Source organism: Streptomyces boncukensis (genome assembly GCF_011045075.1).
GTDB lineage: Bacteria > Actinomycetota > Actinomycetes > Streptomycetales > Streptomycetaceae > Streptomyces > Streptomyces boncukensis.
In genome coordinates this window covers 1-12529 of sequence record NZ_JAAKZZ010000192.1, presented here as the reverse complement: position 1 = coordinate 12529, position 12529 = coordinate 1, and the positions used below count along the sequence as shown (strand labels likewise).

General features: G+C 74.4%; 14 protein-coding genes. 7 read left to right on the top strand and 7 right to left on the bottom strand.

The features are described 5' to 3' along the window. Positions 1 to 754 (top strand): MBL fold metallo-hydrolase (locus tag G5C65_RS19070; RefSeq protein ID WP_338146524.1); only part of this gene is annotated, 754 nt, incomplete at its 5' end. On the opposite strand, the gene G5C65_RS40770 is transcribed toward G5C65_RS19070, so the two are convergent. Both G5C65_RS40770 and G5C65_RS40765 read right to left on the bottom strand, forming a co-directional pair. Beyond that, positions 751 to 1104 (bottom strand): aldo/keto reductase, encoded by a 354-nt coding sequence (locus G5C65_RS40770; RefSeq protein ID WP_165300076.1) that lies wholly within the window; start codon positions 1102 to 1104, stop codon positions 751 to 753. The genes G5C65_RS19070 and G5C65_RS40770 overlap by 4 nt on opposite strands. 97 nt (positions 1105 to 1201) lie before the next feature. After that, complete coding sequence (locus G5C65_RS40765; protein ID WP_165300075.1) at positions 1202 to 1648, bottom strand: aldo/keto reductase; 447 nt, start codon at positions 1646 to 1648, stop codon at positions 1202 to 1204. Between the two features lie 101 nt (positions 1649 to 1749). On the opposite strand from G5C65_RS40765, the gene G5C65_RS19055 reads away from it, so the two are divergent. Beyond that, positions 1750 to 2652, top strand: coding sequence for a helix-turn-helix transcriptional regulator (locus tag G5C65_RS19055; protein WP_165300074.1), 903 nt, complete (start codon positions 1750 to 1752; stop codon positions 2650 to 2652). An 80-nt stretch (positions 2653 to 2732) separates the two neighbouring features. Here G5C65_RS19055 and G5C65_RS19050 read toward each other — a convergent pair whose 3' ends face one another. Beyond that, positions 2733 to 3740 (bottom strand): LacI family DNA-binding transcriptional regulator, encoded by a 1008-nt coding sequence (locus G5C65_RS19050; protein ID WP_165300073.1) that lies wholly within the window; start codon positions 3738 to 3740, stop codon positions 2733 to 2735. A gap of 107 nt (positions 3741 to 3847) precedes the next feature. Between G5C65_RS19050 and G5C65_RS19045 the strand changes: the two genes are divergently transcribed. Together G5C65_RS19045 and G5C65_RS19040 are read left to right on the top strand one after the other, a co-directional pair. Continuing rightward, entirely contained in the window at positions 3848 to 5002 is a 1155-nt protein-coding gene (locus G5C65_RS19045) for a Gfo/Idh/MocA family protein (protein WP_165300072.1), read from the top strand. Next, positions 4999 to 6012, top strand: coding sequence for a Gfo/Idh/MocA family oxidoreductase (locus G5C65_RS19040; RefSeq protein WP_165300071.1), 1014 nt, complete (start codon positions 4999 to 5001; stop codon positions 6010 to 6012). Before G5C65_RS19045 ends, G5C65_RS19040 begins: the two co-directional genes overlap by 4 nt. Positions 6013 to 6034: 22 nt before the next feature. Here the strand turns inward: G5C65_RS19040 and G5C65_RS19035 are convergent, their stop codons facing one another. Next, positions 6035 to 7663, bottom strand: a complete 1629-nt coding sequence (locus G5C65_RS19035) for an AMP-binding protein (RefSeq protein ID WP_206441989.1) — start codon at positions 7661 to 7663, stop codon at positions 6035 to 6037. 113 nt (positions 7664 to 7776) lie between these two features. On the opposite strand from G5C65_RS19035, the gene G5C65_RS19030 reads away from it, so the two are divergent. Then, the gene (locus tag G5C65_RS19030) at positions 7777 to 8640 is read left to right on the top strand and encodes a LuxR C-terminal-related transcriptional regulator (RefSeq protein ID WP_241265901.1); all 864 of its coding nucleotides are present in this window, start codon (positions 7777 to 7779) and stop codon (positions 8638 to 8640) included. Between the two features lie 33 nt (positions 8641 to 8673). Here G5C65_RS19030 and G5C65_RS19025 read toward each other — a convergent pair whose 3' ends face one another. Then, the gene (locus G5C65_RS19025) at positions 8674 to 9078 is read right to left on the bottom strand and encodes a pyridoxamine 5'-phosphate oxidase family protein (RefSeq protein WP_165300069.1); all 405 of its coding nucleotides are present in this window, start codon (positions 9076 to 9078) and stop codon (positions 8674 to 8676) included. Positions 9079 to 9315: 237 nt separating this feature from the next. Here G5C65_RS19025 and G5C65_RS19020 point away from each other — a divergent pair, with 237 nt between their 5' ends. Both G5C65_RS19020 and G5C65_RS19015 read left to right on the top strand, forming a co-directional pair. Continuing rightward, positions 9316 to 9894, top strand: coding sequence for a Repetin (locus G5C65_RS19020; protein ID WP_241265900.1), 579 nt, complete (start codon positions 9316 to 9318; stop codon positions 9892 to 9894). A gap of 108 nt (positions 9895 to 10002) precedes the next feature. Beyond that, positions 10003 to 10350, top strand: a complete 348-nt coding sequence (locus G5C65_RS19015; protein ID WP_165300077.1) for a DUF1330 domain-containing protein — start codon at positions 10003 to 10005, stop codon at positions 10348 to 10350. Between the two features lie 26 nt (positions 10351 to 10376). On the opposite strand, the gene G5C65_RS40160 is transcribed toward G5C65_RS19015, so the two are convergent. Together G5C65_RS40160 and G5C65_RS19005 are read right to left on the bottom strand one after the other, a co-directional pair. Continuing rightward, on the bottom strand, positions 10377 to 11411 hold the full coding sequence (locus G5C65_RS40160) for a helix-turn-helix domain-containing protein (protein ID WP_165300068.1): 1035 nt from the start codon (positions 11409 to 11411) through the stop codon (positions 10377 to 10379). A gap of 228 nt (positions 11412 to 11639) precedes the next feature. Beyond that, on the bottom strand, positions 11640 to 12308 hold the full coding sequence (locus tag G5C65_RS19005; protein ID WP_165300067.1) for a GntR family transcriptional regulator: 669 nt from the start codon (positions 12306 to 12308) through the stop codon (positions 11640 to 11642). Positions 12309 to 12529 lie beyond the last annotated feature (221 nt).

Sequence of the window (12529 nt, the reverse complement as noted above, 5' to 3'; positions counted from 1 at the left end):
AGGCATGCGCGAGGTCGCGAAGGGCGTCTTCTGCGTGGAAGGCACCGACGTCAACTGGGTGCTGGTGCGCGAAGGCACGGACCTGACGCTGATCGACAGCGGCTGGCTGGGCGACATCGCGGCGCTGGAGGGATCGATCCGCGCCATCGGCCACCGGCCCGAGGACATCCGCGCCGTCCTCCTGACCCACGCGCACGTCGACCACATGGGCGGCCTGAACCATCTGCACGAGCGCTACGGAACGCCCGTCTACATGGATCCCGCCGAGGTCCCCCAGGCCCGCGAGGGGCACCTGGAGCAGGCCACGGCCCGGGACCTGATCCCCCGGGTGTGGCGGCCCAGCGTCCTGGCGTGGACCGGCCGGATCGCCCGCGTCGGAGCGCTGACCCGGCTGCGGATCCCGCACGCCCTCCCGTTCCCGGCGGACGGCGCCCTGGACCTGCCGGGCCGTCCCGTGCCGGTGGCCTGCCACGGCCACACCTCCGGCCACAGCGCCTACCACCTGCCGGACGCCGGGGCCGTCGCGGCCGGCGACGCACTGGTCACCGGACACCCCACCGCGCCCCGGACCACCGGCCCGCAGCTGCTGGCCGCCTGCTTCTCCCACGCGCCGCAGGCGGCGCGGGCCGCGCTCGACGCGCTCGGCGCACTCCCCGCGGACATCCTCGTCCCGGGCCACGGCCCGCCCTGGCACGGCCCCCTCGCCGCCGCGGCCGACCACGCCCGCACCCGCGCCTGGCGCGGGTCCGTCTAGAAGCCCGGGGCGCCGAGGTGGGCGACGCCGTCGAGCGTGTCGAGGTCGGCGTCGTCCAGCCGGATGCCGTCGACGGCCAGATTCTCCTCAAGGTGGGCGACCGAGCTCGTGCCGGGGATCAGCAGCATGCGGTCGTAGTGGGCGAGCAGCCAGGCCGGCGCGATCTGCGACGCCGAGACGCGGTGCCGGGCGGCCACCGACGCGATCGCCGGGTCGGCGGCGAGCGCCTGCGGGCCACCGGTGAACGCCGAGCCGAGGGGGTAGTACGGGACGTAGGCGATGCCGTGCTCGCGGCAGAGGTCGACGACGGGCTCGTCCGCGCGGTTCGCGACGCTGAACGCGTTCTGCACCTCGGCGATCGGGGTGACGTCCAGGGCCCCCTGACGACGTCGGCCGAGGCGGTGGAGAGGCCGATGAGGTCCAGCTTGCCCTCGTCGCGCAGCTCGGTCAGCGCTCCGAGTTGCTCGGCGAGCGGAACGGCGTCCGGCTCCTGGCCCCGACGCCGAAACGCATGTTCACGAGGTCGATCCGGTCGAGCCGCAGGGAGCGCAGGTCCTGCTCGACCGTCGCGCGCAGCTCTTCCGGGCGCGAGGCCCGGACCCATCCGCCGTCCTCGGTACGGCGGCCGCCGACTTTCGTGGCGATGACGAGGCCGTCCGGGTAGGGGTGCAGTACATCGGCGATGAGCTCGTTGACGACGTCGGGGCCGTATGCCTGCGAGGTGTCGATGTGGTTGACGCCGAGCTCGACGGCGCGGCGCAGCACGGCACCCGCCGCGCCCGGGTCCTCCGGCGGGCCGAACACCCACGGGCCGGCGAGCTGCATCGCCCCGTAGCCGATGCGCCGCACGGTCCGGTCGCCGAGGCGGGAGGTCTGAGTGATCGTCGTGGTCATGCGGCGACTATGCGGCCCGCGTACCGCCGCGACCAGCGGCGAGCGCATCCTCGGACGCGGAGTCCTACCCGCGCCGGCGCCACCGGCCCTACGGTGGAGGCATGGCCGAGAACAGTGAGCTGCGCGGGTTTCTGCGCAGCAGGCGGGCGCGTATCCAGCCCGGGGACGTGGGGATCGAGACCGGCGGCCGGCGCCGTGTCCCGGGCCTGCGCCGCGAGGAGGTCGCGATGTTGGCCGGCGTGAGCCTCGACTACTACGCCCGCCTTGAGCAGGGCCGCCACCTCCAGCCGTCCGAGCAGGTGCTCGACGCGATCGCCCGTGCGCTGCGGCTGGCCGAGGTCGAGAGGCTGCACCTGCACCACCTCGTCCGGTCGACCCTCGCCGTGTCCAGGTCCGACGATCTGCGGCTCGCGCCCCTCGACGCGGGCATGCGGCTGATGCTCGACAGCCTCCAGGCACCGGCGATCATCGTCGACTCGCGCGGAGACGTGCACGCGATGAACCGCATGGGGCGGGCGCTGCTGGTGGGACTCGAACCGATGCCGTCCGCCGCTGCCAGCCACCCGCGCTGGCTGTTCCTGGAGCCGTCGACGCGCGAGCTGTTCACCGACTGGGAGATGATCGCGCGGGTGAGCGTCGGGGTGCTGCGGGAGACCGCGGGCCGCTACCCGCGCGACCGGGCCCTGCACGCGCTGGTCGGCGAACTCTCCGTTGCCAGCCCCGAGTTCCGCAGCTGGTGGGCCGACCACGAGGTCGACGCGCGATGCCACCGCCCCGAGCGGTTCCACCACCCCGTCGTCGGCAGGCTCGTCATGCATGTGGAGGCGCTGCGGCTCCAGGACGGGGAGCGCTGGCTCTACACCTATGCGGCGGAACCCGAATCGCCCTCCGGCGAGGCGATCCGGCTGCTCGGCACCTGGGCCGCGACGCAGGACGCGCAGGAGACGAACGGCACGGCCGGTCCGGCCGGAGCCCGCGCCCGCCCGGCGCATAAGGAGGAGTGAGGGGGAGCGCCGCGAGCGTTTCCGCACGGCCGCCGCGCGGCCGGGAGCAGAAGCCGGCGGCCCGGATCCGTCAGCCCGCGTCAGCCCGCGTCTGTCGGCGGCGCCGTCGTACCGCGCACCACCAGCGAGGGCGTGGCGAGGTCGGTCCCGGCGGGGCGCCCCGGCTCCTCGATCCGCTCCAGCAGACGCTGCGCTGCCCGGCGTCCGACGTCGTGGCTGGCGCCGTCCACCGTGGTCAGCCACAGGTGCCGCAGCCGGGAGAGATAGGTGTTGTCGTAGCCGACGAGGGAGAGGTCGCCGGGGACCGCCAGGCCGCTCTCCTCGGCGGCCGACAGCGCGCCCACGGCCGTCACGTCGTTGACCGCGAAGACGGCGGTGGGCCGCGGTGACCGGCTCAGCAGCCGCACCGTGGCCCGGTAGCCGCCCTCCTCGGTGAGGTCGCCCCGCTCGACGGCGGACACGTCGGCGAGCCCGTGCTCGCGCACGGTGGCCTCGAAGCTGCGGCGGCGCAGGTCGCCGACGGCGCCCCGGCCTGCGATGTGCGCGACGCGCCGGTGGCCGAGGTCCAGCAGATGCTCGGTGGCCAGGCGGGCGCCGTGCTCGTCGTCGCCCGCGACGATGTCCACGCCGGGCAGCGCCGGCTCCCGGGTGCCCGCGACGACGGTGGGGACCCGCCCGGCGGCGCCGCGCAGCGCCTGCGGGTCCCGCAGGGTGCCCACGGCGACCAGTCCGTCGACGCGCAGCTCGGTGAAGGTGCGCGTCAGGTCCTCACCGAGGCGCCGGTTGAGATGGCCGTCGGCCAGCAGCATGTGCAGGCCGCTGTCGTACAGCCGCGCGTTGAGTCCGTCGAGGAGCTCCACGAACCACGGGTTGCGCATGTCGTTCAGCAGGACGCCGACCGCGCGGGTGCGCTGCTCGCTGAGGCTGCGCGCCGCGGCGTTCGGCCGGTAGCCCAGCTCCTCGACGGCGGCGAGCACGGCCGCCCGCTTCTGAGGGCGCACGCCCTGGGCGTCCCGCAGTACCAGCGACACCAGGGACTTCGACACACCGGCCCGCGCGGCGACGTCACGGATCGTGGGAGTCCTCATGGGCTGGACCGTTCCATATGGCGGCTGCTCCTGGCAAGACCTTGACACCTGGCGAATGCGGTGCCCATGGTAATCGAACGGTTTTGGATCGGTCCAAAGAAGGGGTCATGGTGAGTACATTCGGTATCGCCGTCGTCGGATTCGGCTGGATGGGCCGGGTGCACACCCAGGCGTACACCCGGCTGCCGCACCACTTCCCCCGGCTGTCCCTGCGGCCTGAGCTGGTGGCCGTCGCGGACGAGGTGCCCGGCCGGGCCGAGGAGGCGGCCGGGCAGTACGGCTTCGCGTCCGCCACCCGCGACTGGCGGGAGGTGGCCGCGGACCCCCGGGTGCGGGCGGTGAGCGTCACAGCGCCCAACTTCCTGCACCGCGAGATCGGGGTCGCGCTGGCGGAGGCGGGCAAGCACCTGTGGATCGAGAAGCCGGTGGGCCTGACCGCCGGCGACGCCCGCGCGGTGGCCGGCGCGCTGGACACCGCGGGGCTGCACGGCGCCGTCGGCTTCAACTACCGCAACGCGCCCGCCGTCGAGGCCGCCCGGGAGCTGGTGGCCGCCGGGGAGATGGGCGCGGTCACCCATGTGCGGATCCGCCTGCTCAGCGACTACGCGGCCCACCCCGAAGGGGCCCTGAGCTGGCGGTTCGAGCGGGAGCGCGGCGGCAGCGGCGTCCTGGGCGACCTCGCCTCGCACGGCGTCGACCTGGCCCGCCATCTGCTCGGCGAGATCGCGGCGCTGACCGCCGACACCGCGGTCTTCGTCCCCCGGCGGCCCCGCCCGACCGGCGCCACCGCGGGCCACACCCGGGCAACCGGCGGCGAGTCGGGAGCGGTCGAGAACGACGACTACGTCAGCTGCCTGCTGCGCTTCACCTCCGGCGCCCGCGGCGTCCTGGAGGCGTCCCGGGTCTCGGCCGGCGAGCAGAACAACTACGGCTTCGAGATTCACGGCACCACCGGCGCGGTGTTCTGGGACTTCCGGCGGATGGGCGAGCTGCGCGTCAGCCGCGGCGGCGACTACCAGGACCAGCCCGTGAGCACCCTGTACGCGGGCCCGGGGCACGGCGAGTACGGCGCGTTCCAGCCGGGCGCCGCCACGAGCATGGGCTACGACGACCTGAAGGTCATCGAGGCGTACCGGTTCCTCCGCTCGGTCGCCGAGGACACCCCGTACGGCGCGACCCCCGCCGACGCCGTGGCCAGTGCCGTGGCGCTGGACGCCATGGCCCGCTCCGCCGAGCGCGGGACGTGGGTGAGCCTGGTATGAGCACCGTGCGCGTCGGGGTGGTCGGCGCCGGCAACATGGGCGCCGACCATGTGCGCACCCTGCACCGCTTCGTCTCCGGCGCCGAGGTCGCGGCGGTCGCGGACACCGACGAGGCGCGCGCCGCCTCCGCCGCGGCCCTCGCGCCGGGCGCGCGGCCCACCGGCGACGCCCACGCCCTGATCGCCGACCCCGGCGTCGACGCCGTCGTCATCGCCTCCCACGACAGCACGCACGCAGAGCTGGCCGTCGCCGCCGTGCGCGCGGGGAAGCCCGTGCTGTGCGAGAAGCCCCTCGCCCCCACGACGGAGGAGTGCGCCTCCGTGGTCCGCGCGGAGCAGCGGGCGGGCGGCGGACTCATCTCCCTGGGCTTCATGCGCCGCTTCGACCCCGCACACGCGGAGCTCAAGGCGGCCCTCGCCGCGGGAGCCTGCGGAACGCCGCTGCTGCTGCACTGCGTCAGCCGGGGCGTCAGCGCCGCGCCCGGCTGCACCGACGCGTCCGGCGTCACCGGCTCGGCCGTCCACGAGTTCGACACCGTGCCCTGGCTGCTCGACTCCCCGATCACCGAGGTCAGCTTTCACGCGGCCCGCCCCAGCCCGGCGGCGGCCGGCCTGCGGGACCCGAAGGTGATGCTGCTGCGCACCGCCGACGGCGTCCTCACCACCGCCGAGACCTTCCTCAACGCCGGCTACGGATACGACATCCGCTGCGAGGTGGTGGGGGAGCGGGGCACCCTCGCCCTCACCGACCCGGCACGGCTGGTGACCGACGCCGACCGGACCCGCTCCACCGGCCACCCCGCCGACTGGCGCCCCCGGTTCGCCGACGCCTACCGCCTCGAACTGCAGGCATGGACCGACGCCATCGGCTCCGGGCGCGCGGCGCCCCGGGGCGCCGCGCCGCTCGCCACAGCGCTCGACGGCCTCACCGCGGCGGCGGTCGCCGACGCCGTCCTCGCGTCCATGAACGACGGCGGCCGGACCGTCGCCGTGCGCGCCCCGGAGGTCTGAACCGGAGGCCGCCTCCCCCGCCTCACCAGGACTGCTCCAGCAGCCGCACCGCGGCCTGGCGCATCTCGACCTTGCGGACCTTGCCGGTGACGGTCATCGGGAAGGAGTCGACGAGGTGCACATAGCGCGGCACCTTGAAGTGGGCGAGCCTGCCGTCGCAGAACGCGCGCACCGCCTCGGCGTCCAGCGGCGCGGCGCCGTCCTTCATCCGGATCCACGCCATCAGCTCCTCGCCGTACTGCGGATCGGGCACGCCGATCACCTGGACGTCGAGCACGTCCGGATGGGTGTGCAGGAACTCCTCGACCTCCCGCGGATAGATGTTCTCCCCGCCGCGGATCACCATGTCCTTGATCCGGCCGGTGACGCTGAGATAGCCGTCGTCGTCCATGACCGCGAGATCGCCGGTGTGCATCCAGCGCGCGGCGTCGATGGCCTCGGACGTCTCCCGCGGCGCCTCCCAGTAGCCGAGCATGACCGAGTAGCCGCGGGTGCACAGCTCTCCCGTCTCGCCGCGCGGCACGGTACGGCCCGTGTGCGGGTCCACCACCTTCACCTCCAGGTGCGGCCCGACCCGGCCGACCGTCGCCACCCGCCGCTCCAGCGAGTCGTCCGCGCGGGTCTGCGCCGATACCGGCGAGGTCTCCGTCATGCCGTAGCAGATGGACACCTCCGCCATCCCCATGCGCTCGATGACCTGGGACATCACCTCGGCCGGACACGGGGACCCGGCCATGATGCCGGTGCGCAGGGTGGACAGGTCGTACGAGGCGAAACCGGGGTCGGCGAGCTCCCCGATGAACATCGTCGGCACCCCGTACAGCGAGGTGCACGCCTCCGCCTCGACCGCGGCGAGGGTGGCCGCGGGCTCGAACGCGGGGGCGGGAATCACCATCGCGGCGCCGTGGCTGGTGCACGCGAGGTTCCCCATCACCATGCCGAAGCAGTGGTAGAAGGGCACCGGGATGCAGACGCGGTCCCGCTCGGTGTAGCCGCACAGCTCCCCGACGAAGAAGCCGTTGTTCAGGATGTTGTGGTGCGACAGGGTCGCCCCCTTGGGGAACCCCGTCGTCCCCGAGGTGTACTGGATGTTGATCGGGTCGTCCGGGCTCAGCTCCGCCTGCCGCTCGGCCAGCGCCGCCGGGTCGCCCCGCCGCCCGTGCTCCAGCAGCCGCTCCCAGACGGGAGTGGCGAGCGGGACCACATGCTCCAGTTCCGGGCAGGACGGCCGCACCTCGGTGACCATGGCGGCGTAGTCCGAGGTCTTGAACCGCTCCGCGGTCACGAGCAGCCGGATCCCGGCCTGGTTGAGCACATACTCCAGCTCATGGGCGCGGTAGGCGGGGTTGACGGTCACCAGGACCGCACCGATCCTCGCGGTGGCGTACTGGGTGAGCGTCCACTCCGCGCAGTTGGGCGCCCAGATCCCCACGCGGTCGCCCTTGCCGATGTCCAGGGACAGCAGCCCGAGCGCCAGGGTGTCGACGTCGGCGGCGAACTGGGCGTAACTCCAGCGGCGCCCGGAGGCGCGTTCGATCAGCGCGTCCCGGTCGGGGAACGCCCGTACCGTACGGCCGAGATTGTCGCCGATGGTATCGCCGAGCAGCGGCTTGTCGGACGTCCCTGACGCATAACTGGGCACCTTCGGCATCACGGACACGGGCTACCTCCACAAGTACGGAGACGAGCAGTGACAAAGGCGCGCGCAGACCTATACTCCGAGTCACACCGAGGCCCGACTACCCCCGAAAAGAGGTAGCGGCATTGCCCGAGACACCGGACGGAACGCTGCGGCCCGACGACGGCGACGCGTTCCGGCACGCCCTCCGCCAGGTCCAGGGGCGCACCGACCTCCCCCTCCTCTTCAGCGGCCAGGTGCGCACCGAGGTCGTCCATCTGTCGCAGTTCCTGGGCGCCCGCACGGCGGCGATCCGCGGACTCGACGTCGTCGCCGGCGCCGGCCTCGGCGGGCAGGCGCTGGCCCGGCGCAGGCCCGTCGCCGTCGCCGACTACCGCTCGGCCAACACCATCACCCACGACTACGACGCCGTGGTGGAGGGGGAGGGGATCCGCTCCATCGCCGCCGTCCCTGTCGTGGTGTCGGACTCCGTGCGCGGCGTGCTGTACGGAGCCTCGCGCGGCGCGGCGCCGCTCGGCGACCTGGCGACGGACGCGATGGCCGAAGCGGCGCGGCAGCTGGCCAGGGAACTCGCCATCCGGGACGAGGTCGACCGCCGGCTGAGACTCCATCAGCTCGCGGCGACGGACCGGGGCCTGCCCCGGGACCGGGCCGCGACGGAAGAGGTCCGCCACGTGCACGCCGAACTCCGCGCGATCGCGCACGACGTGCCGGACGACGCGCTGCGCGACCGGCTCCTGGAGGCGTCCCGCCGCCTGGCGGGACTCGGCGCGGACCCGGAACCGGAGGCGCCCTCGCCGCTGTCCCCGAGGGAGCTGGACGTCCTCGCGCAGGTGGCGCTGGGATGCAGCAACGCCGAGGCCGGCCGGCGTCTCTCCCTGCTGCCCGAGACGGTCAAGTCGTATCTGCGCGGCGCCATGCGGAAGCTGGACGCCCACACCCGGCTGGCCGCCGTGGTCACCGCACGCCGCCGGGGCCTGCTGCCCTGAGGCGCCCGTCGGCCGTACGGCCCGCGCGCCGGCTCACCGGGCCGTACCCCGCAGCAGCCAGCGCCGCACCCGCACGCTCAGCAGCACACGCGGAACCCCCGGGCGGGTGCGAGCGGTCGGGTCCCATCCGTACTTCTCCGCGAACACGCGGAGGACTCCCGGCGGGAAGCCGTCCGGGAGCAGCGAGACCTCTCCCTCGGCGACGACCGGCGACCGTCCGTCCTCAAGGGCCAGGGACACCCGGGGGTCGGCCCGGACGTTTCCGGCCTTCACCGAGTCGCCGTCCACGCCGATCCACCACCGGGAGTCCCGGTAGACGAACCAGACCGGTGTGACATGCGCCGAGCCGTCCGGACGCACCGTGCACAGCCAGACGTTCCTCTCCGCCGCCAGCCGCTTGCGGAGTGCCGGTCCCGGATCCGTCGAAAGATCACCCATGGGTCCATCCGACACGCCTTCCCCAGCGGGCACATCGGGCGGCGGGCCGGACCATCGGCCTACGCCCGTGTGCCGGGTTCCGATCGTCCCGTCGTCCGCGAGAGGGAGTCGCGGGATCGGCGGGTCCGCCGCGCGGCGGTGCGTCTTGCGTCCGCGGGGCGATGCGCGGCGGAGCCGCACCCGCGAGGCTGCTGCCCATCCGCACGATTCGGGTACATCCGCAAAGGAGCTGGTCCCATGCGCAGTGCGCGTCGCCCTCGTCCCACCGGCCTCCGCGCCGCGACCATGGCCGCTCTCTTCGTGGTGGTCGCGGCCGGCAGCGCCGCGGCGACGGCCGCCGAGCTGGAACGGACCGCCGCGCCCCGGCCGGGGGAGCGGGAAGCGGCGGCCCTCACCGGCACGGCGAAGCTCCACAGATCGGCCGGAGACGACATCACGTTCTCCTTCGACGCGCGTCTGGCCGCCGCCCACAACGGCGACCCGCAGAAGGCCACCGGTACCTTCCGGTGGAGCCACTACCTCGACGGCGCGGGCGCCTGGGCGAAGGCCAGGGTCGACTGCCTGGTCACCGGCGGCAAGGTGGCCGTCGTCTCCGGGGTGATCACCGACTCCGACCTGCCCGGCGCGAAGGGCCGCCGCGTCGGCGTCACCGTGCACGACCGCGGCGGGCACGACCGGCTCGGCTACAGCTGGGCCGCCACCGGCAGCCCGGTGGACGACAAGCACCTGGCGCCGTGCGTGAGTTCGGCGCCGTTCGAGAAGGTCAGGGGCGGAACGGGGAACTTCCGGGTCGTTCCCTGGAAGCCGCCGTTCTGACCCGGCCGGCCGGGGTGCGCGGGGCGCTTACCCGCGACGTCATCGACGCCCGGGGGGCCACCTGCCATGATCACCGGAGTACGGAGCCGGACCGGTCAGGAGGAGATCATGCCCGCCTACGCCATAGCCCATCTGCAGGACGCCGCCCCGCACCCGGAGATCGCCGAGTACATCGAGCGCATCCCGGGCACCTTCGAGCCGTACGGCGGCCGCTTCCTCGTGCACGGCGTGCAGCACGAGGTCATGGAGGGCAGCTGGCCCGGGTCCCTCGTGATGATCGGCTTCCCCGGTATCGCCGAGGCCCGGGCCTGGTGGGAGTCGCCCGCCTACCAGGAGATCGCGCCGCTGCGCTCGCGGCACATCGAGGGCGACATCATCCTGGTCGAGGGCGTCTCCGACGACTACGACCCCGCCTCCACCGCGAAGGCGGTGCGGGAGGCGCTGTCCGCCGGGTAGCCCCGCCTCCGGCGGCCGGCGCGGCCTCAGCCGTCCAGGAGCCGCCACGCGGTGAGGGCCAGCCCGGCCCGCACCAGGCCCGGTGCCTCGGTGAGTTCGAAATCCAGGGTCTTCCCGATCTGTTCGAGCCGGCGGGCGACGCTGCTGTGGTGCAGGTGGAGAAGCCCGGCGGCCTGGCGCAGGGAGCCGGTGGCGCAGTAGGCGTCCAGGGTCTCCAGGTCCTCGGGGCCGTCGGCCAGCCGGGCGACGGCGGCCACGTCGGGGTTGTCCCGCACGGCCTCCCGGGGCGCCTGGGCGAGGAGCGCCAGTGCGCCGAGGCTGTCGTGCCGGACGACGGGCCGGCGCGCCGTGGTGAAGCGCAGGGCGGTGCGGGCCTCCCGCCAGGACGGGCCGGGGCTCGCGGCGGCGCCGATGCCGGCGCGTACGTCCGGGGGGAGCCGGGCCGTCTCGACGGCGGCGGCCAGGACGACGCCGACGCCGGCGAGCGCCGCCGCCTTCACCGGGCGGTCCGGGCAGAGCAGGCCGCTGATCCGGTCGAGGGGGTGCCGGGAGCGCACCGCGACGACGCGGACCGGCAGTTCGGCGGCGAACCCCAGCAGCCGGAGCGCCCGGGCCCTGGCCGCCTCGTCGCTGTCGGAGCTGATCACCAGCTCGATCAGGGCGGGGTCGGCCATGGTGGTGCGGGCCGGTCCGTACCGCTCGGCGACCGCCGCGACGGCGATGGCGAGCCGTTCCAGCAGCATGTCGTCGAGCGGCCCCGGCGGGCCGGGGCGCTCCACCCACACCGTGCCGATCTCCTCCTCGTCCAGGACGACCGGCGTCGTGCTGGACGCGGCAGCGGGCGCGCCGGACGCCTCCCTGCCGTCGGGCGCGCACCGGATCACCTGCCCGGTGCCGTGCAGCCGGACCCCGGCCACGCACTCGGCCAGCCCCGCCGAGGCCCGGACGAGCGCCGGAAGGTCGACCCGGCGGCGCATCAGCGTGTCGTAGAACGCGACGACCCGGATCGAGCCGTGGACGTGCGAATCCAGGTGCGACAGCCGTGCGGCCAGTGCTTCCATGGGACGAGGGTAGGCGCCGGCCGGTGCGCGCTCCAGGGCGGTTGCCCTGACGGACGGCGGACGGCGGACGGCATCCGCCGGGAGGAGGGCGCCGAGGCGGGCACGGTCGTGCACGGGGTCGCCACGGATCCGGCCGCCTCGCTCGACCTGCCCGCCTGGTGCCGCATGACAGGCCACCACTACCTCGGGCAGGCCCCGGCGAGCGGGCGGGCCCGGTGCCGCGGGGCGTCAGCGGTGCGGGTCGCTCTCGCCGAACAGCAGCCGCAGGGTGACGGCGCGGTTGGCGCGTACATGGGCGAGCGCGGTGGCGCGGGCGCGTTCCCGGTCGCCGGAGGCGACGGCCTCGTACAGGGCGCGGTGCTCCGCGAGCAGCGTGGGCCACTCCTCGTTCCGCCGGGTGAGCCAGCGCAGTCTGCCCTCCACGGGCTCCAGCGCCGCGGAGAGCAGGGAGTTCCCGGCGGTGGCGAGGATGCGGTGGTGGAAGCGGGTGTTGACGTCCGTGATGGCGTCCGCGTCGCGGTCCGCCGTGGCGGTGGCGGCGCGCTCCAGGAGCGCGGCCAGCTCGGCGAGGTCGTCCGGGCGGGCGCGTTCGGCGGCCAGCCCCGCGGCGTGCACCTCCAGCGCCTCGCGGAGCTCGAAGAGTTCGGCGACGTCGGTGCGGGTGAGGCGGCGTACGACGGTGCGGCGCGGGGACTCGGCGGCCACGAAGCCCTCCGCCGCCAGGGCCCGCAGGGCGTCGCGGACCGGGGCGCGGGAGACGCCGAAGCGGTCGGCGAGTTCACGCTCCACGAGCCGTTCGCCGGGCGGCAGCCGCCCGGCGATGATGTCGGCCCGCAGCAGGGCCAGCACGCGCTCGCGAGCGGCGCCCAGCGGCTGGTCGGTGCGTTCCGCGGTCATTCGACTCCCCGGCGTCCTTGATCGCTGAGACTCCGTCAGCGTAGCCGCAGCGGCGGGGCCGTCATCCACTCTTAACGGCGCGGATACCGCACAGGGTGTTGACGGTCACATCATGGGAGCGCTTTGGTATACCAAAGTCGTTTGGTCTACCAAACGGCCGCTCCGCCATCCCCGCAGGAGGCCCCCGTGTCCACCGTCGACCGCGCCGAGGAGCCCGCCTC